General features: G+C 66.5%; 21 protein-coding genes. 9 read left to right on the forward strand and 12 right to left on the reverse strand.

Features of this window, described 5'->3' with window-relative positions; translation table 11 throughout:
• Window positions 1–50: 50 nt before the first annotated feature.
• Together QO033_RS03190 and QO033_RS03195 are read right to left on the reverse strand one after the other, a co-directional pair.
• The gene (locus QO033_RS03190) at window positions 51–1,730 is read right to left on the reverse strand and encodes a bifunctional protein tyrosine phosphatase family protein/NAD(P)/FAD-dependent oxidoreductase (protein WP_284479484.1); all 1,680 of its coding nucleotides are present in this window, start codon (window positions 1,728–1,730) and stop codon (window positions 51–53) included.
• A 199-nt stretch (window positions 1,731–1,929) separates the two neighbouring features.
• Window positions 1,930–3,138, reverse strand: a complete 1,209-nt coding sequence (locus QO033_RS03195) for an aminopeptidase P family protein (protein ID WP_284479485.1) — start codon at window positions 3,136–3,138, stop codon at window positions 1,930–1,932.
• 264 nt (window positions 3,139–3,402) lie between these two features.
• On the opposite strand from QO033_RS03195, the gene QO033_RS03200 reads away from it, so the two are divergent.
• Entirely contained in the window at window positions 3,403–4,878 is a 1,476-nt protein-coding gene (locus tag QO033_RS03200; protein WP_284479486.1) for an NAD-dependent succinate-semialdehyde dehydrogenase, read from the forward strand.
• 4 nt (window positions 4,879–4,882) lie between these two features.
• On the opposite strand, the gene QO033_RS03205 is transcribed toward QO033_RS03200, so the two are convergent.
• The 6 genes from QO033_RS03205 to QO033_RS03230 all read right to left on the reverse strand — a co-directional run bounded on the left by QO033_RS03205 (window position 4,883) and on the right by QO033_RS03230 (window position 11,382).
• Complete coding sequence (locus QO033_RS03205; RefSeq protein WP_284479487.1) at window positions 4,883–5,272, reverse strand: globin; 390 nt, start codon at window positions 5,270–5,272, stop codon at window positions 4,883–4,885.
• A 596-nt stretch (window positions 5,273–5,868) separates the two neighbouring features.
• Complete coding sequence (locus QO033_RS03210) at window positions 5,869–6,345, reverse strand: Hsp20 family protein (RefSeq protein WP_284479488.1); 477 nt, start codon at window positions 6,343–6,345, stop codon at window positions 5,869–5,871.
• A 166-nt stretch (window positions 6,346–6,511) separates the two neighbouring features.
• Window positions 6,512–7,303, reverse strand: coding sequence for a trypsin-like serine peptidase (locus QO033_RS03215; RefSeq protein WP_284479741.1), 792 nt, complete (start codon window positions 7,301–7,303; stop codon window positions 6,512–6,514).
• Window positions 7,304–7,401: 98 nt separating this feature from the next.
• Window positions 7,402–8,733, reverse strand: a complete 1,332-nt coding sequence (glcF, locus tag QO033_RS03220) for a glycolate oxidase subunit GlcF (RefSeq protein ID WP_284479489.1) — start codon at window positions 8,731–8,733, stop codon at window positions 7,402–7,404.
• Window positions 8,733–9,845: an FAD-binding protein gene (locus QO033_RS03225; RefSeq protein WP_284479490.1), complete on the reverse strand. Its 1,113-nt coding sequence runs from the start codon at window positions 9,843–9,845 to the stop codon at window positions 8,733–8,735. The genes glcF and QO033_RS03225 overlap by 1 nt, the downstream gene beginning before the upstream one ends.
• A gap of 88 nt (window positions 9,846–9,933) precedes the next feature.
• Complete coding sequence (locus QO033_RS03230; RefSeq protein ID WP_284479491.1) at window positions 9,934–11,382, reverse strand: FAD-linked oxidase C-terminal domain-containing protein; 1,449 nt, start codon at window positions 11,380–11,382, stop codon at window positions 9,934–9,936.
• An 84-nt stretch (window positions 11,383–11,466) separates the two neighbouring features.
• Here QO033_RS03230 and QO033_RS03235 point away from each other — a divergent pair, with 84 nt between their 5' ends.
• On the forward strand, window positions 11,467–12,198 hold the full coding sequence (locus tag QO033_RS03235; protein WP_284479492.1) for a DUF599 domain-containing protein: 732 nt from the start codon (window positions 11,467–11,469) through the stop codon (window positions 12,196–12,198).
• Window positions 12,199–12,340: 142 nt separating this feature from the next.
• Here the strand turns inward: QO033_RS03235 and rlmH are convergent, their stop codons facing one another.
• From rlmH to QO033_RS03250, 3 genes are all read right to left on the reverse strand, one after another.
• A complete protein-coding gene (gene rlmH / locus QO033_RS03240) occupies window positions 12,341–12,811 on the reverse strand; it encodes a 23S rRNA (pseudouridine(1915)-N(3))-methyltransferase RlmH (protein ID WP_284479493.1) in 471 nt (156 codons plus the stop codon).
• Between the two features lie 136 nt (window positions 12,812–12,947).
• Complete coding sequence (gene rsfS / locus QO033_RS03245; protein ID WP_284479494.1) at window positions 12,948–13,304, reverse strand: ribosome silencing factor; 357 nt, start codon at window positions 13,302–13,304, stop codon at window positions 12,948–12,950.
• A 167-nt stretch (window positions 13,305–13,471) separates the two neighbouring features.
• Window positions 13,472–14,824: a mechanosensitive ion channel family protein gene (locus QO033_RS03250; protein WP_284479495.1), complete on the reverse strand. Its 1,353-nt coding sequence runs from the start codon at window positions 14,822–14,824 to the stop codon at window positions 13,472–13,474.
• Window positions 14,825–14,944: 120 nt separating this feature from the next.
• Here QO033_RS03250 and QO033_RS03255 point away from each other — a divergent pair, with 120 nt between their 5' ends.
• From QO033_RS03255 to QO033_RS03280, 6 genes are all read left to right on the forward strand, one after another.
• Complete coding sequence (locus QO033_RS03255) at window positions 14,945–15,043, forward strand: isopropylmalate isomerase (protein WP_284479496.1); 99 nt, start codon at window positions 14,945–14,947, stop codon at window positions 15,041–15,043.
• A 60-nt stretch (window positions 15,044–15,103) separates the two neighbouring features.
• The gene (leuC, locus tag QO033_RS03260; protein ID WP_284479497.1) at window positions 15,104–16,507 is read left to right on the forward strand and encodes a 3-isopropylmalate dehydratase large subunit; all 1,404 of its coding nucleotides are present in this window, start codon (window positions 15,104–15,106) and stop codon (window positions 16,505–16,507) included.
• Between the two features lie 118 nt (window positions 16,508–16,625).
• Window positions 16,626–17,144 carry an HdeD family acid-resistance protein gene (locus QO033_RS03265; protein WP_284479498.1) on the forward strand — a complete coding sequence of 173 codons (519 nt, stop codon included), beginning with the start codon at window positions 16,626–16,628 and terminating at the stop codon, window positions 17,142–17,144.
• Between the two features lie 134 nt (window positions 17,145–17,278).
• Window positions 17,279–17,884 (forward strand): 3-isopropylmalate dehydratase small subunit, encoded by a 606-nt coding sequence (gene leuD, locus QO033_RS03270; RefSeq protein ID WP_284479499.1) that lies wholly within the window; start codon window positions 17,279–17,281, stop codon window positions 17,882–17,884.
• Between the two features lie 347 nt (window positions 17,885–18,231).
• Entirely contained in the window at window positions 18,232–19,071 is an 840-nt protein-coding gene (locus QO033_RS03275) for a hypothetical protein (RefSeq protein ID WP_284479500.1), read from the forward strand.
• Window positions 19,068–20,081, forward strand: a complete 1,014-nt coding sequence (locus tag QO033_RS03280; protein WP_284479501.1) for an endonuclease/exonuclease/phosphatase family protein — start codon at window positions 19,068–19,070, stop codon at window positions 20,079–20,081. The genes QO033_RS03275 and QO033_RS03280 overlap by 4 nt, the downstream gene beginning before the upstream one ends.
• Here QO033_RS03280 and QO033_RS03285 read toward each other — a convergent pair.
• Window positions 20,064–20,933 carry an NAD-dependent epimerase/dehydratase family protein gene (locus QO033_RS03285; RefSeq protein WP_284479502.1) on the reverse strand — a complete coding sequence of 290 codons (870 nt, stop codon included), beginning with the start codon at window positions 20,931–20,933 and terminating at the stop codon, window positions 20,064–20,066. The genes QO033_RS03280 and QO033_RS03285 overlap by 18 nt on opposite strands.
• A 97-nt stretch (window positions 20,934–21,030) precedes the next feature.
• Between QO033_RS03285 and QO033_RS03290 the strand changes: the two genes are divergently transcribed.
• Window positions 21,031–21,930, forward strand: coding sequence for a LysR family transcriptional regulator (locus tag QO033_RS03290; RefSeq protein WP_284479503.1), 900 nt, complete (start codon window positions 21,031–21,033; stop codon window positions 21,928–21,930).
• Window positions 21,931–21,955: the final 25 nt, after the last annotated feature.

The raw sequence follows: 21,955 nt of genomic DNA on the forward strand, positions 1-21,955 counted from the left end.
GCGGCGGCCGGCGTCCCGGCCCCCGCCCTCCACAACGATCCCGGTCAGTCTTATCCCCCACTCACCGTGATCTTTTCGGGTTTCGCCATCCATTCCTTGCCGCGCAGCATGCCCTTCCAGTAGATCGGCGGCAGCATCTTCTCCTTCAGCAGCCAGGCGGCCCGGGTCGGCTTGGTGCCATCGACCAGCCATTTCGGGAAGGACGGCTTCAGCGCCCCGCCATAGCCGAATTCGGCCAGGACGATCTTGCCGCGCTCCACTGTCAGCGGACAGGAGCCATAGCCGTCGTATTGCGCCACCGGCGAGCGGCCATCGATGTCGGCAGCGACGTTCTCCGCCACCACCGGCGCCTGGATCCGCGCCGCAGCGGCGGTCTTGGCGTTGGGCGCATTCATCACGTCGCCCAGCGACCAGATGTTGTCATAGCTCTTGTGCCGCAGCGTCGCCTGATCGACATCGACCCAGCCGGCGGCGTCGGCCAGGGGCGACACCCGGATGAAATCGGGGGCGCATTGCGGCGGCACCACATGCAGCATGTCGAAGTCCGTCACCACAGTGGTAGGCTCCGCGTCGGGTTTCTGCACCGCGAAGGTCGCTTTCTTCGCCGGCCCGTCCACCGCGATCAGGTTGTGGAAGAAGTTCAGGTTGACGCCGTATTTCTCGACATATTTCTCCAGCGCCGGGACATAGTCCTTCACCCCGAAGAGCACGCCACCGGCATTGTTGAACTGGATGTCGATATCCTTGATCACACCGCGGCGCAGCCAGGCGTCGCCGGACAGATACATCGCCTTCTGCGGCGCCCCGGCGCATTTGATCGGCATCGGCGGCTGGGAAAAGATCGCCCGGCCCCGGCTCAGCCCCTGCACCAGTTCCCAGGTATAGGGCGCCAGGTCATAGCGGTAGTTCGAGGTCACCCCGTTGCGGCCCAGGGTTTCCTTCAGCCCCTCGACCCGGTCCCAGTCCAGCTTCAGCCCCGGGCAAACGATCAGCCGGTCGTATTTCACCACCCGGCAACCATCCAGCACCACGGCGTTGTCGGCGGGCTCAAAGGCGGCGACGGCGGACTTGATCCAATGCACCCCCTTGGGGATCAGGCTGCCCATGGTCTTGGCGGTCTGATCGGGGGTGAAGATGCCGCCACCGACCATGGTCCAGCCCGGCTGGTAATAGTGGATGTCGGCCGGGTCGATCAGCGCGATGTCGAGCCCGGGTTTGCGCGCCTTCAGGCTGGCCGCCACCGCGATGCCGCCGGCACCGGCGCCCACGATCACCACGTCGAATTTCGCGTCCCCCGTATCGGTGGGTGTCTTGCCGCCATTGGCGATCCGCCGCGCCACGCCGTTCATGTCGTACCCCGCCGCCTTGGTCGCGGCGAGGATCTCGGGCAGCGGCCGGGTCGGAGCCTGGCTCAGCGACCACAGCGTCGCCGAGCGTGTGCCGGTCCGGCAATAGGCCAGCACCGGCCCCGGCAGCTCGGTCAGCGCGGTGCCGAAGGCGCTGGCGGTCTCGTCCGTCACGATCCCCGGCGTCACCGGCAGGAACCGGAACTCAAGCCCCGCCGCCTGCGCGGCGGCCTCGACCTCCTCCTGACCGGGCTGATCGGGGGCCTCGGCATCGGGCCGGTTGCAGATGATGGCGCGGAAGCCCGCGGCCTTGATCGCGGCGATATCGTCCAGCGCGATCTGCGGACTGACCGACAGCCCGTCGGTGATTTTCTTGATATCCATGCGTGTCTCCTCACAGGGTGGGCGCCCGGTCGTCGTCCGTCCGGTGTCGGAGAGCGCGCTCCTCCTGCGGCTCGGCACGCTCCGATCAGAAACACATATTCAACATTAAATATTTGTTCAAGACCACATGCGAAAAACGGAATGCGAGGGCCATAGCCCCCGCAAATCGGCCCCCTAAACCGGGGGCATCCCGCCGCGTTCAGCCGACGACGTTGAACTCCGGTCCGTAGGGATAGCCGGTGATATTCTCCGCCCCCTCGCCGGTGATCACCAGGATGTCGTGCTCCCGGTAACCGCCGGCGCCCGGCTGCCCCTGCGGGATCGTCAGCATCGGTTCCATGCTGATCACCATCCCCGGCTCCAGCACCGTGTCGATATCTTCGCGCAGCTCCAGCCCGGCCTCGCGCCCGTAGTAATGGCTGAGCACGCCGAAGGAATGGCCATAGCCGAAGCTGCGGTACTGCAGCAGGTCGCGCTCGGCGAAGAAGCCGTTGATCGCCTCGGTCACCGCGGCACAGCTCACCCCCGGCTTCAGCAGCGACATGCCATATTCATGCGCTGCGACATTGGCCTCCCAGATCTTCAGGCTGTCGGCATCCACCTCGCCCAGGAACATCGTGCGTTCCAGCGCGGTGTAATAGCCCGAGATCATCGGAAAGGTGTTCAGGCTAAGGATATCGCCCCGCTGCAGCCGCCGGCCGGTGACGGGATTATGCGCCCCGTCGGTATTCAGCCCCGACTGGAACCAGACCCAGGTGTCGCGGTATTCCGCATCGGGAAAGCGTTTGGCGATCTCCAGCTCCATCGCATCGCGGCCGGCCATGGCGACGTCGATCTCGCGCGCGCCTTCCTTCACCGCCTCGCGGATGGCATAGCCGCCGACATCGGCCACCTGCGCCCCGTGGCGGATCAGGGCAATCTCCGCCGCCGACTTCCGCATTCTCTGCCGCATGCTGGCCGGCGCGATATCGACCATGGTGATCGGGTCGAGGAAATCCTCCAGCCGGTCGCGCTGCGCCAGGGTCAGGTGATCGCCCTCATGACCGATCACCGCCCCGATGCCGGTGACCGAGGCCACCGCGCGCCAGAAATTGTCCCGCGCCCAGTCGGTATAGGTGATGTTGTCGCAGAAGCCGCGCCGCCAGGGCTGGCCGGCGTCGATCCCGGCGCTGATGGTCACCGCCTGATCCTCGGTCACCACCAGCGCATAGGGACGGCCGAAGGAGCAATAGAGAAAGCCCGAATAATAGGCGATCGTCTGCATCGAGGTCAGCACAGCGGCGGTCACGCCCAGCTCCTCCATCGCCTCGCGCAAGCCGTTCAGACGGGCCTGATATTCGGTGTCGGCGAAAGGCAGCCGCGCCTTGTCGCCATTGTGAAAACGGAAGAATTCCGGACGTGCGGTCATCAAAGACCCTCCTTTTCAGAAAGGTCCCGGCGTACAGGACTGGGAATTGCGGGCAGCTCCTGCCCGTCCAAGCGGGAAGGCGGCGACGCCATCGCCGGGCCCGGCGCAAGATTGGACTGCTGCCCCACCCGGCGCAAGCCCCTTCGTTGTGAGCGATATATGATACAGCCTTTGCATCCTGCCGCGTGACGCTCTACCTAATGCGTCAGACTCGGTGGGCACGAACCGCCCGCCGCATGACACGACAGGACCGAGGAAACCGCCATGCTGGACGCGCCCACCAACCTGAAATCGCTGCTGAAGGATCCTTCGCTGCTTGCCACCCAGGCCTATATCGACGGCCAGTGGGTCGACGGTGACAACGGCACCTTCGAGGTGATCAACCCCGCTCGCGGCGATGTCGTCGCCGAAGTCGCCGACCTGAGCCGCGCCCAGGTCGCGGGCGCCATCGATGCCGCCTATCGCGCACAGAAGGACTGGGCCAGCTGGACCGGCAAGGAACGCGCCGCCGTGCTGCGCAAGTGGTACGACCTGATCATGGAGAACGCCGACGATCTGGCGACCATCCTGACCGCCGAAATGGGCAAGCCGCTGGCCGAGGCCAAGGGCGAGATCGTCTATGGCGCCTCCTTCATCGAATTCTTCGGCGAAGAGGCCAAGCGCATCTACGGCGAGACCATCCCCGGCCATCAGCGCGACAAGCGCATCACGGTGATGAAACAGCCCATCGGCGTCGCCGCCTCGATCACGCCGTGGAACTTCCCCAACGCGATGATCACCCGCAAGGCCGCCCCGGCGCTGGCCGCCGGCTGCGCCTTTGTCGCCCGCCCGGCCGAGGAGACGCCGCTGTCGGCGACCGCGCTGGCGGTTCTGGCCGACCGCGCCGGTCTGCCCGCGGGGGTTCTGAACGTGCTGCCCTCGACCAGTTCCTCGGAAGTGGGCAAGGAGTTCTGCGAGAACTTCAAGGTGCGCAAGCTGACCTTCACCGGATCGACCGAAGTGGGCCGTATCCTGCTGCGCCAGGCCGCCGATCAGGTGATGAAATGCTCGATGGAACTGGGCGGCAACGCGCCCTTCATCGTGTTCGACGATGCCGATCTGGACGCCGCTGTCGAAGGCGCGATGATGTGCAAGTTCCGCAACAACGGCCAGACCTGCGTCTGCGCCAACCGCATCTATGTGCAGGCCGGCGTTTATGACGCCTTTGCCGAAAAGCTGAAGATCGCGGTTGAGAAGCTGACGCTGGGCGACGGCCTGGACGAGGGCGTGACCACCGGGCCGCTGATCAACCAGGGCGCCATCGACAAGGTGCTGGAACATCTGGGCGACGTCACCGAGAAGGGTGCCACCATCCTGACCGGCGGCCGCCAGTCGAATCTGGGCGCCAATTTCTTCGAGCCCACCGTCGTCACCGGCGTGACCCAGGCGATGAAGGTGGCCAAGGAAGAAACCTTCGGCCCGCTGGCGCCGCTGTTCAAATTCGAGGATGTCGACGAGGTCATCGAGATGGCCAACGACACCATCTTCGGCCTCGCCGCCTATTTCTATGCCAAGGACCTGAGCCGCGTCTACAAGGTGGCCGAGGCGCTGGAATATGGCATCGTCGGGGTCAACACCGGCATCATCTCGACCGAGGTCGCGCCGTTCGGCGGCGTCAAGCAATCCGGCCTGGGCCGTGAAGGCAGCCACCACGGGATCGAGGATTATCTGGAGATGAAATACGTCTGCATGGCGGTTTGAGAAATCAGGCCGCGGCCTCGGTCAGGACCGCCAACCGCCCGGTAAAGGCGGCGATGACTTCCGCCCAGCTCTGCAAATCTTCCTGGTCGAGGCGATCCGAAAGGGTCGCCTCGATCGCTTTGGACATCGCCCGACCACCGGCCCGGTATTGCTGCGGCGTGATGCCAAGCGGGCGCTGCTCCGCCCAGACCTGCTGCGCCACCGCCTCAAGATTGGCGGGGCATTCCGCGCATTGCGCCACTTTCGTCAGCAGCGTGACGAAGAGTTCCTTACGCGGTCCGCGGCTGTGCGGAAAAAACCGCTCCATCTCCGGATCGCTTGCGAAAGCCTCGGTGAAAAACGCCTCGGCAATAGCCGCCTTTTCCGCAAAGACCTGCGGCAGGGTGCTTCTCAATCCGTTTGTCTGCCTTGTCAGCATCTTTGTCGTGCCCTTCTCGACTCAACTTTTGCGAGCAACAAGATAACAAGAGGTAAACAGAACATAACGCGCCTGAGGTTTTCAGGCGAATTTTTTTTCGATGTATTTTGCCGCCAGCGCCAGCCTACCGTTGCGGAAACGACTCAATTTTGATCACTCGGAGCGGCGCATTCCGCCCGCCGCACCGCCTGCCCATGACACAGTTCCCGGACAAAGAGCGCCGGATATAGTTCAGCAAAATTGATGTGTTAGAGGCCTTCTCCGCCGCTGTCCGCCCATCGCTGCGGCACACGCCCCGGCGAAGCCTGCCCCCGGCGCAACGCTCGACACCTCCCGGATGTCAGGAACTGGACGAGAGAGAGCAGCCTGATGGAAAGACGGGCATCGGGCGGGAAATCACCCCAGAGGCGCACAACCCCCACGCGATATCCTCTACGGGATAGCCCGCAGAGCCACCGGCCGCAAAACGGCGCGAAGGATATCCTTCGCGCCCCTGGCAACACACCTCCCCGGACCCCGCCGCGCCGCCCCCGAGGGAAACAGAGGTCGCGCGTCCGCAGGTCCGGCGGGGATCAGTTCACGGCCTGCGCCTCGACCACCTCATCGGCGGCGGACGACGCCGGACGGGAGGAGGCAATCGCGATGCGGCGCGGCTTCAGCGCCTCGGGCACCTCGCGCTTCAGGTCGATATGCAGCATGCCGTTTTCATGGGTGGCGCCGGTCACACGCACATGATCGGCCAAGGTAAAGCGCCGCTCGAATGCACGGGTGGCGATGCCGCGGTGCAGATAGGTGCGCTCTTGATCCTCTTCGGCCTTCTTCGCCGATACGATCAGCGCATGATCGCGCATTTCAACCGACAGATCGGCCTCGGAGAAGCCGGCCACCGCGATCGAGATGCGATAGGCATCCGCGGCGGTCTTTTCGATGTTGTAGGGGGGATAGCTGGACTGGCCGACATCATTGGCCATGATGCGATCCATCAGGTCCGCGATCTGGTCGAAGCCGATGGTGGCACGGTTCAGCGGGGCAAAGTCAAAACTACGCATAGGTCGTCATCCTCATCTCTTGAGCGATTCACGAAACGCCCTCCGGGTCCCGGACGGGCAGATGATCCCGGGCCCCTCGAGAGGCGACCCGAACATGAATCCATTTGGGAAGAGGACCGGGCGGTTTCAAGCCCCCGGAAGCATTGCGGAAAACCGGAAAATCCGCTCAGCCGCCGGGGCGCACGAACTTGGCGCCGGTGTCGTTGCGGGCATCCCCCACGACCACATGGCCGACACCCGGCGGCGGCGCCTCGGCATAGCCGCGGCCGGCGTCCATGATGGCGCGCAGCAGTTCCATCGGTTCGCCCAGCTCGGTCCCCAGCGCCACCTGATCGCCGCGCACCTCGGCCTTGGCCGAAACGATGGAAACAATCCGCGGCACACCACCGGCAAAGGAAAAGATCGGCGCCCCGGACGATCCGAAATCGACATCGCAGGACATCACCAGAATACCCTCCTGCCGGGCCAGGATACCGCAGACCTCCTGCAGCGTCGGCGCCTCGGCCCGGTCGCGGGCATAGGAGACCACGCCGACCTCATCCCCGGATCCGGGGCGGCTGGCAGTGTGGAAAGGCATCACCGTGGTATTGCGGATCGGCTGCGCCAGCTGCAGCAGCGCCAGATCGTTGCGCACCCGTTCCGAGGTGACGGAGCCGTCGTAGACATAATCGGGATGCACCACCGCGCGCCGCACCCCGCGATAAGCCGAGGCCCGGCCGTTGCGCCAGCCGGCCCGGAATTCCACCATCTCGGGGCGGATCCGCTGTTTGGTCTTCTTGTCGAACAGGCAATGCGCCGCGGTCAGGACCAGATCGGTATCGATCAGCGTACCGGTGCAGAACCCCTTGCCGTCGATGTTCAGCCGCCCCACCGCCTGCCAGGCCCGTCCGGCCTCCAGACTGTCGAGCCGCTGCGGCCGGGCATCCCCGGCGGCGACCACCACCGGCAGCACTGCCATCGCCACTCCGACCAACCAATGTCGCACGTTGCCCTCCGTCGTAACCTCCTTCCGGTCTAGGAAGGGGGTAGGGCGAAAATAGGGCGGCTGTCGGGCAATTACCCGCGCAGATCTGGCACCGATAAGGCGGGATTGTTTCCGCCCCCGCGCGTCAGCGCCGGCGGCTTCGGCCCGCCCGTGGCCCAATCCAGCAACTCGACCGTATGCACCACCGGAATCCCCGTCGCCGATCCGATCTGCATCATGCAGCCGATATTGCCTGCGGCGATCAGATCGGGTGACCGGGCCTCCAGCGTCTGCACCTTGCGCGCCTTCAGCTCCGTCGAGATCTCCGGCTGCATCAGGTTGTAGGTCCCGGCCGAGCCACAGCACAGATGGCTGTCCGCCGGCTCCACCACCCGGAACCCCGCCCGTTTCAACAGAGTCTTGGGATGCGCCTTGATCTTCTGACCGTGCTGCAGCGAACAGGCGGCGTGATAGGCCACGGTCAGCCCCTGCTCCGCCCCAGCCGGCAGATCCAGCGTCATCAGAAGCTCGCTGATATCCATCGCCCGGGCCGAAATCTCCGCCGCCTCCGCCGCCAGCGGATCGTTGCGGAACATATGGCCGTAATCCTTCACCGTGGTGCCGCAGCCCGAGGTATTGATGACGATGGCGTCCAGCCCGTCCCCGGCGATCTCGGCGCTCCAGGCGCGGATGTTCTTCGCCGCCGCCGCGTGGCTCTCCTCCTCGCGCCCCATATGGTGGGTCAGCGCACCGCAACAGCCCGCCCCGCTGGCCACCACCACCTCGCACCCCAGCCGCCGCAGCAGCCGGATGGTGGCATCGTTGATATCGGTGTTCAGTGCCCGCTGCGCGCAGCCCGTCATCAGCGCCACCCGCTTGCGGCGCGGCGCCAGCGGGGCGAAAACCTGCGGCCGATCGTTCGGGCTGACCGGCGGCACCGTCGCCGGCGCCATGTCCAGCATCGCCTTCAGCCGCGGATCCGGCATCAGCCCCCGCAACGGCCGCCCCAGCCGCGCCGCCCGCAGCGCCAGCCGGAACCGCCCCGGATAGGGCAGGATACGCGCCAGCAGCCAGCGCAGCGCCCGGTCGGAAAACGGCCGCCGGTAATGCTGTTCGATATAGGCGCGCGCGTGATCTACCAGATGCATGTAATGCACCCCCGAGGGGCAGGTCGTCATGCAGGACAGGCACGAAAGGCAGCGGTCCACGTGCTTGACCGTCTTCTCATCCGGCACACGGGCATTTTCCAGCATATCCTTGATCAGGTAGATGCGGCCGCGCGGGCTGTCCAGCTCATCGCCCAGCACCTGATAGGTCGGGCAGGTGGCGGTGCAAAACCCGCAATGCACGCAGGCCCGCAGAATCTCATTGGCCCGCGCGGTGCCCGGATCCTTCAGCTGCTCTTCCGTGAATACAGTCTGCATCAGCCCATCACCCCCGGATTGAGGATCCCGCGGGGATCGAATTTCGCCCTCAGCCCCCGGGCCAGCATCGCCAGCGGCGCCGGCTGCGGCTCCACCCGGCCCAGTTGCGCCCGTGTCTCGGCAGACGCCCGCACCAGCGTGGCATGACCGTCATAGGCCCCGGCCCGCGCCCGCAGATCGTCGCCCTCGGGCGTCAGCGCCCAGATCAGCCCGCCGCCCCAGTCGAACAGCAGCCGCTCCGCCCCGATCCGCGCCGCCAGCGCCGGCGCCTCCGACGGCTTGCACGAGATCCGCCAGACATCCCCCGGCAGGCCGTGAAACGCCGCCACATCGCGAATGCCCTGCCACAGGCGGGCCGACGCCGCCGCCGACAGCCGCTGCGCCTCCCCCGCCAGATCGCCGGCCAGCTCCGCCGCCAGCCGCTCCAGCCGATAGCCAACCGAAGCCTCGAACCCCTCGACCCGCAGCAGCGCCAGACCGCGCCCGGGATCATAGGCGGCGCCCGACACCTCATAGGGCGTCCCCAGCGCCGCGGAGAGCAGCGCCACCGCCGCCGCCGCATCCGGCACCGCGATCTCCAGGCTGGCTTCGGTCTCCGGCCGAGGCAGCACCTTCAGCGCCACCTCGCTCAGAACCCCCAGCGTGCCATGGGCCCCGGCCATCAGCTTGACCAGATCGTAGCCGGTGACATTCTTCATCACCCGACCACCGTTGCGCAGGATCTGCCCGGCCCCGTCGACGAAACGCACGCCCAGCAGGAAATCCCGCGCCGCCCCCGCCTGGATCCGCCGCGGGCCCGAGATATTGGCGGCGAAGATCCCGCCCAGTGTCGGCGCCCCCGCCGTGCCCATCAGCCCGCGATGATCCATCGGCTCGAAGGCCAGCCGCTGATTCTCCGCCGCCAGCGCCGCCTCTACCTCGGCCAGCGGCGTCCCCGCCCCGGCCACCAGGGTCAGCGCCCCGGGCTCGTAGAGACTGATCCCCGCCAGCCCGCCGGTTTCCAGGCGCGCGCCCGCTGCACCGACCCCCCGGGTGCCACCGCCGCGTATCTCCAGCGGCCCCGCCGCGTCGCGGATCGCCTCCGCCAGCTCCGCTTCCGTTTCCGGCCTCATGTCCTCATCCCGCCCAAATCGTCTTTTTCTGGCTCAAAATATCCCGGGGGAGTCGCGCGCGACCGCGCGCGGCGCGGGCAACGCCCCCTCACTCCGCCGCCAGCCGCGGCTGCCGCCGGCTGGCCGTCACCTCCAGCGGGAACACCTTCGCCGGGTTCAGCAGCCACGCCGGGTCGAAGACATCCTTCACCCAGAGCTGCGCCTCCAGATCGCCGGGACCGTATTGATGCCCCATCAGATCGCGTTTCTCGACCCCGACCCCATGCTCCCCGGTCAGGCAGCCGCCCGCCTCGACGCAGAGCTTCAGGATCTCCGCCCCCAGCGCCTCGCACAGTTCCAGCTGGCCGGGGGTATTGGCGTCGAACAGGATCAGCGGATGCATGTTGCCGTCGCCGGCATGGAACACATTCGCCACCTCCAGCCCGAAACTCTCGGACAGCTCGCCGATCCGCCGCAGCACCATCGGCAGCGACGACACCGGGATGGTGCCATCGAGGCACATGTAATCGTTGATCTGCCCCATGGCGCCGAAGGCCGACTTGCGGCCCAGCCAGATCCGCGCTGCCTCGTCCTCATCCGCCGCCTCGCGGATCTCCACCGGATCGTGGCGCGCCGCGATCGCCTTGATCAGATCCAGCTGATGCGCGATCTCGGCCTCAGATCCCTCCACCTCGATGATCAGCAGCGCCTCGCAATCGGGGTATCCGGCATGGGCGAAGGCCTCGGTGGCACGGATACAGGGGCGGTCCATGAATTCGATCGCCACCGGCAGCACCCCGGCCTTGATGATGTCCGACACGCAGGCGCCCGCCACCTCGGAACTGTCGAAGCCCATCAGCACCGGCAGCGCCCCCTCGGGCTTGCGCAGAATCCGCAGCGTGGCTTCGGTCACCACCCCGAGCTGCCCTTCGGAGCCGCAGATCACCCCCAGGAGATCGAGACCGCCGGCATCCAGATGCGCGCCGCCGATCTCGACCACGGTGCCATCCATCAGCACCAGGGTGACCCCCAGCAGGTTGTTGGTGGTCACCCCGTATTTCAGGCAATGCGCCCCACCGGAGTTCATCGCCACATTGCCGGCGATGGCGCAGGCCAGCTGGCTCGACGGATCGGGAGCATAGAAGAACGCCTCCGCCTCCACCGCGCCAGTGACGCTCAGGTTGGTGCGCCCGGTCTCGACGCGAATGACGCGGTTGGCGTAATCGGTCTCCAGCACCCGGTTCATCCGCGCCACGCCCAGGATGACGCAATCCGCCGTCGGCAGCGCCCCGCCGGCCAGCGAGGTGCCCGAACCGCGCGGCACCACCGGCACGCCTTCCTCATGGCAGATCTTCAGAACCGCCGCGACCTCCGCGGTCGATCCCGGCAGAACGGCCATCAGCGGCGGGCATTTGTAGGCGGTCAGCGCATCGCATTCATAGGCCCGCGTCTCCGCCGGGTCATGGATCACCGCATCCGCCGGCAGAACCTGCGACAGGCGCGCGATCAGACGGTCCTTGCGGGCGATGACCGCAGAGTCGGGCTGTGGCATCTGCATGGCGCTGGCTCCTCCCTTTTGGTAAATTCATATGACCAATTTGCCCTGATGACAAGGGCCGCGCTTTGCCTCAGGGTCTGGCACATGACCTGGATCGCCCCGTTCACCCTGTTCTCCGCACTGGATTACGCCGCCCTCGGCCTGCTGCTGGTCGCTTGGATCGGCATCGGCTGGCGAATCGAAAACCCCTCGCCGAAGCAGCCCTCGGTGGCCGAACTGATGGCGGATTTCCGGCGCGAATGGATGCGGCAGCTGGTGACGCGGCAGCCGCGGATCTTCGATTCCAACCTGATCGGCAACCTGCGGCAGAGCACCGCCTTCTTCGCCTCGGCGACAATGATTGCCCTCGGCGGCGGCATGGCGCTGGTCCGCAACCCGGACCCGGTCGAGGGGCTGGCCAGCGATCTGGCGATTTCCCCCGCGCCGCCGGTGGTCTGGGAAATCAAGCTGCTGCTGGCGCTCCTGTTCCTGACCGCCGCCTTCCTGAAGTTCGTCTGGGCCAACCGGCTGTTCGGCTATTGCTCGGTGGTGATGGGCGCGGTGCCCAACGATCCGCTGGATCCGATGGCCTATCCGCGCGCCGATCAGGCAGCCGAACTCTGCATCAGCGCCGCGCGCAGCTTCAACCGCGGCCTGCGCACCACCTATTTCGCCCTGACCGCCGCCACCTGGCTGATGGGCCCCCAGGCGCTGATTCTCGCCACGCTGCTGACACTGACCATGATCTACCGGCGCGAATTCGGCTCCGCCTCGCGCGGGGTGCTGCTGCGCATGCCCCTGGACCTCGCGGACCGGGACCTTTCCAACCGGCCCTGAGCCTTCTTCTCTGTCCAAATACTCCCGCCGGAGGCACGCGGGCCCCGCCCGCGTTCCAGCTCCGATATCCGGCGCCAGGATCAGGCCCCAAAAACAGACCCCAGATTCAAACGCCAGAATCAGCCAGAATCAGACGCCGAAATCAAACCCGATGATAGGGGGAGCCGGCCAGAATCGTGGCGGCACGGTAAAGCTGTTCAGTCAGCATCAGCCGAGCCAGCATATGCGGCCAGACCATCTTGCCGAAGGACAGGCTGAAGTCGGCCTCGGCCCGCAGGCCGGGGTCGATGCCATCGGCGCCGCCGATCACCAGCGCCAGATCGCCACGGCCCTGATCGCGCCAGCCGGCGATCCGGTCGGCGAACTCCGGCGAGGAGATCAGCTTGCCGCGTTCATCGAGGGTACAGAGTACCGCCCCCGTCGGCAGCGCCCGGCGCAACAACTGCGCCTCCGCCGCCATGCCGGCATTCTTGCGGTCCTCGACCTCGACAATCTCCGCCGGGCCCAGACCCAGCGCCCGCCCGGTGCGGTCGAACCGTGTCAGGTAATCGTCGATCAGGGTTTTCTCGGGGCCGGCCCGCAACCGGCCGACCGCGCAGATGCGGATACGCATGAGGAGGATCCTTAAGAACGGGCAAATCGGGCAGATCGGGGCTCAGCGCCGTCTGGGTCCGGCAAACTCCGGTCCCGGGCATACACCCGATATGGCCCGGGCACACCGGGTCTGCCCTGCGGGCGGGCCTCAGGCCTCAGCGGCTAGCCGGGCTCTGCGGCACCCACATCTTTTCCAGCTGATAGAATTCGCGCACTTCCGGACGGAAGAGATGCACGATCACGTCGCCGGTATCGATCAGCACCCAATCGCCGATGTCCTTGCCCTCGACCTTGGCAACGATACCACAGTCGCGCTTCAGCCGTTCCACCAGCTTCTCGGCGATGGCAGCGACCTGACGGGTCGACCGACCGGAAGCGATCACCATGTAATCGCCGATCGAGGACCGGCCGCGCAGGTCGACCTGCACGATGTCTTCGGCCTTGTCATCTTCGAGAGAGGAAAGGATACGCGCCAGCTGAGCATCGCTGGAAGGCAGGGGTTGGGCCGCCATGACGCCGGCCCGATCATCAGCGGAAAGAGCCGCTTCTGCGTGGGGTGACAGGACTGTGTCCTCCGTTTGATGCGCCGGCCTGACCCCCGGCGCGGGGTTCTTTAAAGGTAGCAAGCCGAAACGGAAATTTCAATGAAACCGCATCGGGCCGCGGTACATGGGTGGAATCACCTGGTCCCCTCCTCCACCCCCGGCGTCCGGAGGGCCGTCGAAGGGTCGTTCAGGTGCCGCACTTCGCGCTGCGGGAAGGGGATCGAAATGCCTTCGGCCTTGAACGCGTCCCAGAGCGCGAGGAACACATTGCCGCGGATATTGGTCAGCCCGTCCGAGGGGTCGGTGATCCAGAACCGCAGCACGTAATCCACGCTGCTGTCACCGAAACCCACGATATGACAGACCGGCGGCGTCGGCTGGCTCAGCACCCGTTTGACGCCTTTCGCCGCCTCCACCGCAACCCGCCGCACCAGATGCGGATCGTCGCCGTAGGACGTGCCGAAATGCAGGTCGAGCCGGACGAATTTATTGGTGTGGGACCAGTTCACCACCTGGCTGGTGATCAGGTCCTCGTTCGGGATCAGATACTCCTTGCCGTCGCGGGTCACGACGCTGACATAGCGCGCCCCGAGCGAATCGATCCAGCCGAAGGTATCGCCCAGGCTGATCACATCGCCCGGCTTGATCGAACGGTCGAGCAGGATGATGATCCCCGAGACCAGGTTCGACACCACCTTCTGCAGGCCGAAACCGATGCCGACGCCGACCGCCCCGGAGAGAAGCGCCAGCCCGCTCAGATCGAAGCCCAGCGCGCGGATGCCGATCATCAGCACCAGCCCGTACAGCACCACCTGCACCGCCTTGATCGCCAGGACCCGCATCGAGGGCGAGATATCGTCGTTGTCGGTGAGGCTGCGGCTGGCCGCCTGGGTCCCGAGCCGCGCCGCCACCAGCAGGGCAGAGACCAGCAGCAGCGACTTGATCGCGGTCAGCGCGCTCAGCTTAAGCCCGCCCACCTGCAGCGCCAGCGAAGCCAGGAAGCCCTCGACATCGTCGATCAACTCGAGCGCATAGAGCGTGGCATAGATCCAGGAGGCCCAGGTCAGCAGCCGGCGCAGGGTGCGGTTCTGCACCAGCCGCGACAGCAGCGCGATGACCAGCCAGGCGGTCGAAAGCGTCGCCGCGATCCCGATCAGGTAACTGCGCGAAGGCCAGGTGATCTGCTGCATCACCACGTAGACCGCCCAGGCCCCGAAGGTGAAATAGATCAGCGACAGCCGCTGGCGGATCTGCACCATCATCCGCAGCCGCCATTTCGGCCAGCCTTCGCGCGCGCGGGTCCATTCCTGCACCCAGGAGGAAGTGACGATCCGCAGCAGCCAGGACAGGCCGATCAGCCCGAGGATGATCAGCACCTGGTTCTGCCGCCAGCCCGGGGTCAGCACCATTTCGGCCAGGTGCAGCGCCCGGCCCCAAAGCCCGGTGATCAGCGTTTCCACCTCTGGCGGCAGCAGTTCCTTGTCCATCGCGGCCCTCCTTGCCCTGCAGGGTGGACCGGTTCGGCCGCGCTTGGCAAGCGCCCGCCCCCGTCGGCGCCGGGGTTTCCTGCCTTGATTGCAGGCCCTGCGGGGAGTATCTGATCCGGCATGAAACCGGAATTCGCCCCCTATTTCGATCTTCAGGACCGTGCGCGTCTGCGCGAACGGTTCTTCGGGGCTGCCCGTACCGTTCTGGCCCGCCTATAAGCGGCCGCCAGCCCGCGCACGCCAACGACTTAGCAAGACAGCAAGAACGGGAGAGGACAGATGTCCCCCAAGACACTCTATGACAAGATCTGGGATGCCCACCTCGTGCATGAGGACGAAGACGGCACCAGCCTGCTTTATATCGACCGTCACCTGGTCCATGAGGTGACCAGCCCGCAGGCCTTCGAAGGGCTGCGGATGGCCGGTCGCGGCGTACATGCGCCCGACAAGACCATCGCGGTTCCGGATCACAACGTGCCCACCACGCTCGACCGCGAAAAAGGGATCGAGAACGAGGAGAGCCGCATCCAGGTCGAGGCGCTCGACAAGAACGCCAAGGACTTCGGGATCAACTACTACCCGGTGAACGATATCCGTCAGGGCATCGTCCACATCGTCGGCCCGGAACAGGGCTGGACCCTGCCGGGCATGACCGTGGTCTGCGGCGACAGCCACACCGCCACCCATGGCGCGTTCGGCGCGCTGGCCCACGGCATCGGCACTTCCGAGGTGGAACACGTGCTGGCGACCCAGACGCTGATCCAGAAGAAATCCAAGAACATGAAGGTGGAGATCACCGGGAAACTGCACCCGGGCGTCACCGCCAAGGACATCACCCTGACCGTGATCGGCAAGACCGGCACCGCCGGCGGCACCGGCTATGTCATCGAATATTGCGGCGAGGCGATCCGCTCGCTCAGCATGGAAGGCCGGATGACCGTCTGCAACATGGCGATCGAGGGGGGCGCCCGCGCCGGTCTGATCGCACCGGACGAAACCACCTTCGAATATATCAAGGGCCGCCCCCATGCGCCGAAAGGCGCGCAGTGGGAGGCCGCGCTGAACTGGTGGAAGACGCTCTATTCCGATGACGACGCGCATTGGGACAAGGTGGTCACCATCGACGCCTCGGAAATCGCGCCCGTCGTCACCTGGGGCACCTCGCCCGAGGACGTGCTGCCGATCACCGCGACCGTGCCGGCGCCCGAGGATTTCGCCGGCGGCAAGGTCGACGCGGCCCGCCGCTCGCTGGAATACATGGGGCTGGAGCCCGGCCAGAAGCTGACCGACATCAAGATCGACACGGTGTTCATCGGCTCCTGCACCAACGGCCGGATCGAGGATCTGCGCGCCGTGGCCGAGATCGTGAAGGGCAAGAAGGTCAAGGACGGCATGCGGGCGATGATCGTGCCGGGCTCCGGCCTGGTCCGCGCCCAGGCGGAAGAGGAAGGCCTGGCCGATATCTTCATCGAGGCCGGTTTCGAATGGCGGCTTGCCGGTTGTTCCATGTGCCTGGCGATGAACCCCGACCAGCTGAGCCCGGGCGAACGCTGCGCCGCGACCTCGAACCGCAACTTCGAGGGTCGTCAGGGCCGTGGCGGGCGCACCCACCTGCTGAGCCCGGCGATGGCCGCAGCCGCCGCGGTGACCGGCCACCTGACGGATGTGCGTGAGCTGATGTGATCCCCCGGCCCTGCGTCCCGCGCAGGGCCACCCCGCCTGAGGGCGACGCCCCGGCTTCGCTTTACAGGCTAAGGGATTGATGTCAGCCTCGCGGACAACCTGAACAGGAGTATTCGAGATGAGCGCTTGGACGAAATGGCTGTTGCTTGGCCTTCTTTCGCTGGTCTTCGGCGTGATCGCGCTGGGGAACACGGTGGCGGCCTCGCTGGCGGTGACAACCATCACCGGCGTGCTGTTCCTGATCGCCGGCGTCGCCCAGACCGTTGCCGGGCTGTCCGGCATGGTGATCGGCAACCGTCTGGTGGCGGTGCTGATGGGGCTGCTGATGGCCTTTCTGGGCTTTTCCTTCCTGTCCAATCCGCTGGAAGGGGCGATTTCGCTGGCGATGCTGGTGCTGATCCTGTTGGCCGCCGGTGGTATCCTGCGGCTCAGCTTCGCCTGGATGATGCGGCAGACCGCCTATTTCTGGCCGATGCTGCTGTCGGGCGCGCTCACCATCATCCTGGCCGCCTATATCGGCACGAATTTCGCCGCCATCTCGGTTCAGCTTCTCGGGCTGCTGCTCGGGATCGAGCTTCTGTTCAATGGCGCGGGTCTGATCGCGCTGGCGCTGTTCATCCGCAGCGCCAGCCGCTGAGCCGGCCGCACAAGGTCCTCCGGGGCGCACACGCAACCGCAGTGAGAACGCTGCCCGCGCGCCCCGTCGTTTTCACCCCTGGCCCGCGTCCCCGCCGGGCCATGCCCGCCAGGGCCCCGTATATGGAGAGCTTCATGGATAAGTTCGAAAAACTCACCGGCGTTGCCGCCCCGCTGCCCCTGATCAACGTCGACACCGACATGATCATCCCCAAGCAGTTCCTGAAGACCATCAAACGCTCCGGTCTGGGCGTGAACCTGTTCGACGAGATGCGCTATAACGACGACGGCAGCGAAAAGCCGGACTTCGTGCTGAACAAGCCCGCCTATCGCAGTGCGGAGATCCTCGTCGCCGGCGACAACTTCGGCTGCGGCTCGTCACGCGAACACGCGCCCTGGGCGATCAAGGATTTCGGCATCCGCTGCGTCATCGCGCCCAGCTTCGCCGACATCTTCTTCAACAACTGCTTCAAGAACGGCATCCTGCCGATCGCCCTGCCGCAGGAGCAGGTGGACCTGCTGATGAAGGACGCCGAGAAGGGCGAGAACGCCCGCATGACCGTCGATCTGGAAAAGCAGGAAATCACCACCTCCGACGGCGAGGTCATCCCCTTCCAGGTCGATGCCTTCAAAAAGCACTGCCTGCTCGAAGGTCTGGACGATATCGGCCTGACCATGGCCAAGGCCTCGGAGATCAGCAGCTTCGAATCGGCCATGGCGATGGAACGTCCCTGGGTCTGATCCGGCCCCGGGCCTCTGCCTAACGCATCCTTTCGGGGCGGCCGCAGCATCGGCCGCCCCATCTGTTTCAGCCCGTCCCCACCGGCGTCACGATCCCGGGCAGGTGATAGAAAACCCGGCAATTCGCCCCGCAACGGCGCCGGCATTGATGCAAGATCGCACCAGTTCTTGCGCTTTTTCGTCGCGATTTCAGCCTTCTGCACCGCCGACGCTTGAGCCGTCGCGAAAATCCCGGCACAAATGTGGCTTAAATGAGGCAATCCGTCCCGGCCCATCCGGCGGCGGCATCAAGTTGGAACAAGGGCCCGGCAACGTATCGGACCTGTCCAGTTTGAAGGGATCGAACAGTGTTTGCACGCTTCACAGGTGCGGCCTTGCGGGGACTCCTCGTGGCTTTCGTCGTGGCGATACCCTCGCTGCTGCTGCCCGGCTCTGCCAGCGGCACACCTGAGATTGTGACCCTGATGGCACTGGTCGCGGCGCTGCTGACATTGGTCGAATACAATTCCTCCTACCCCAGCATTGTCGAGTTCCGCTCCGCCCCGCCGCTGAACCGGCTGCGCTATGGCGCTGTTCTGGCGATGGTGCTGACGCTGACGCTGATCGCCAAACACGCGGTGGAGCCGACCAACCTGACCACGCTGGTCTTCGGTCTCGGTCAGCGGGTCGGCGATCTGACCGATTTCCCCTATTCGCCGGTGAGGCTGGTGGTGCTGATGCTGCCGGCCGATGCCGCGCCCTGGACGGTGACCGCCATGCGCATCGCCGCCGGCATCAGCTATGTGATCGCGCTGATCACAGTGGCGCTGTTTCTCTTTGCGGTGCGCGTGCTGGGCTGGCCCACCGCCCATGGCGCCTTCAACGTCTGGACCAATCTACCGCTGTTCGACCCGACAGCAGGCGGCGACGTGGTGCACCGCCTGCAGCGCGACGGCCAGATCAATGTGGTTCTGGGTGTGCTGTTGCCCTTCGCCATCCCCGCCGTGATCAAGGCCGCGTCAGAGCTGATCCGGCCGCTGCCCTTCGACGAGGCGCAGACGATGATCTGGGTGATCAGCGCCTGGGCCTTCCTGCCCGCCAGCATGATCATGCGCGGCATCGCCATGCTGCGGATCGCCGCGCTGATCGCGCAGAAGCGGCGCCGCGCCTATGCCGACGCCGATGCCGAGGCCGCGCAGGCGGCATGAGGCGGCTTGTCGCCCTCCTGATCTGCCTGACCCTCGCTACCCCGCTGTCCGCCGATCCGATCCGGATCGCCAGCTTCAACACCGAACTCTCGCGTCAGGGGCCGGGCCTTCTGCTGCGTGATCTCACCCGCGAGGGGGATGCCCGGATCGACGCGGTGATCGGGGTCATCCTCCGCGCGCATCCCGATATCCTCGCCCTGCAGGGCATCGACTGGGATCTTGAGGGGCGCACGCTCGACGCGCTGGCCACGCGCCTGGAAAAGGCCGGCATCGCTTTCCCCCACCGGCTGACACGGCGCCCCAACAGCGGCTGGGAGAGCGGCCAGGACCTCGATGGCGACGGCCGCATCGGCGGGCCCGGAGATTCGCAGGGCTGGGGCCGGTTCAGCGGCCAGGGCGGAATCGCCGTGCTGTCCCGCTTTCCGATCCTGACGGCGGAGACCCAGGATTTCTCCGCCCTGCTCTGGCACGATCTGCCGGGGGCGGAGCTGCCCACCCACCCCGATGGGACCCCCTTCCCCTCCGAAGCGGCGCAGGCCGCGCAGCGGCTGTCTTCGACTGCACATTGGGCGGTGCCCATCGCCCTGCCCGATGGGACGCGACTGCGTCTGCTGACCTTCCAGGCCGGCCCGCCGGTGTTCGACGGGCCGGAAGATCGCAACGGGCGGCGCAATGCCGATGAGATCCGCTTCTGGCGGCTCTACCTCGACGGTGCCTTTGGCCCGGCACCGACGGATCCCGTCGTGCTGGCCGGCGGCGCCAATCTGGATCCGGAGCGCGGCGCCGGACGGCATCAGGCGATCCGCGATCTGCTGGCCGATCCGCGGCTGCAGGATCCGCTGCCGCCAGAGCCCACCGCACAGTTTGCCGGGCCGGGACCGCTCCGGGTCGATTACCTGCTGCCGGCGGCCGGCTGGCAGGTGCTGGACAGCGGCCTGGCCCCTGCCGATCCGGCCGCCAGCCGCCACCGGCTGATCTGGGTCGATCTGGCGTTACCGGACCAGGGCTGAGGGAATCGCCGCGGCCAGCGCCCTGTCCACCGGCGTCGGCGTGAACTCCGGCAGCAGATGGGTAAACAGGCGCCCGTCCAGCCAGTGCGGCAAATCCCAGAGATAGCGCATCTCGACCAGCTTGCGGCCCATCGGCCAGACCGGCTGTGCCAGCTGCAATGGCAACCAGGACATCCGCTTCAACCGCAGCGACCGGCCGGTGATCGCCTCCAGCCGCCCAAGAATCTCCGCCGCGCTCAGCGTGTAGCCGGGAAAGGGGATCTCGGCATAGGCCGGCAGCTCTGCCCGGCGCGCCGCCAGTGCCGCCACCGCCCGCGCCATATCGGGCAGGAACGCCCAGGCGCGCGGCACCGACGGATCGCCGGGAGAGGTGAAGAGGCCATCGGCCAGTTTCGGGATCATGATCCGGTCGAACCAGTTGCCGGAGGCTTCGGTGTCGAGGAAATCCCCCGCCCGCAGCAGGATCGTGCGAACGCCGGAGCTGCGATAGGCCTGCTCCATCTCCACCCGGATCCGGCCCAGCGGATTGCGGGCCGCCTGCGGCGAATGCTCCGACCAGGGCGGCGGCGTGGTCGGCCCGAAGACATAGACATTGCCCGGCACCACCACGGTGGCATTGCTGGCCCGCGCCGCGGCGATCACATCCGCCGTCAGCCGCGGCACCTGCGCCGCCCAATCGGGATAGGCCGGGTTCCAGCCATTCACGATCAGATCCGCCCCCCGCGCCGCCCGGTCCAGACTGTCGCGGGCACGGTCGAAGCGGCGGATATCCCACCCCGCCTCGGCCAGCGCCTGCGCCGCATTGCGTCCGAAGCGCCCCTGCGCCCCGAGGATCAGTGCCACTTCCGCCATCTCGGCCTCCTGTCTCCGGCATTTCCTGTGGCGGAGATAGCCAGTCAGAACCGCAATGGATATTGCGGGGATTTGACCATCCTGTATTCATATATGAATGGATATACCGAGCCCCCTGCCCGACTGGTCGCTGATCCAGAGCTTTCTGGAGGTGGCCGACGGCGGCTCGCTCTCGGCCGCGGCGCGGGCGACGGGGCGCAGCCAGCCCAGCCTCGGGCGCGATATCCGGCTGCTCGAAACCCAGCTGGGCGCCACGCTCTTCGATCGCCATGCCCGCGGTCTCAGGCTCAGCGAAACCGGCGCGCGGCTGCTGCCCCACGCCGAGCAGATGCGCCGGTCGATGCAGGCGCTGAGCCTGACCGCCGCCGGCGAACGCCAGGATCTGGCCGGCACCGTCCGGATCACCGCCAGCGTCTTTGCCGCCCATTACGTGCTGCCAACGGTGCTGGCGGCGATGCGCCAGGCCGAACCGGCGATCCAGATCGAGCTGATCCCCAGCGACGACAGCGAAAACCTGCTGTTCCGCGCGGCCGACATCGCGGTGCGGATGTACCGCCCCACCCACCCCGAGCTGATCGCCCGCCCGGTCGCCGAGGTGCCGATGGGTGTCTTCGCCGCGCGCAACTATCTGGAGCGTGCCGGGCGGCCCCACCGTGCTGAGGACCTGCGCCGCCATGCGGTGGTGGGCTTCGACCGCAATCCGCTGATCCTCGACGCGATGCGGGCGCTGGGGCAGCCGGTCGACCGCGACTTCTTCGCCCTGCGCTGCGACAATCAGGCCACCTACTGGGAACTGGTGCGGGCCGGCTGCGGCATCGGCTTCACCCAGGCGCCGGTGGGCCGCGCCGATCCACTGGTGGAGGAGCTGGAGCTGGGCATCGACCTGCCGCGCCTGCCGGTCTGGCTGACCGCGCCCGAGCTGATGCGCCGCAGCCCCCGTATCGCCCGCAGCTGGGAGCTGCTGCACGACGGTCTGCGCCGTGTCCTGACGCGCTGAATCCGCCGGCGTTATTGACCGCACC

This window comes from Pseudodonghicola flavimaris (genome assembly GCF_030164425.1).
Lineage (GTDB): Bacteria > Pseudomonadota > Alphaproteobacteria > Rhodobacterales > Rhodobacteraceae > Pseudodonghicola > Pseudodonghicola flavimaris.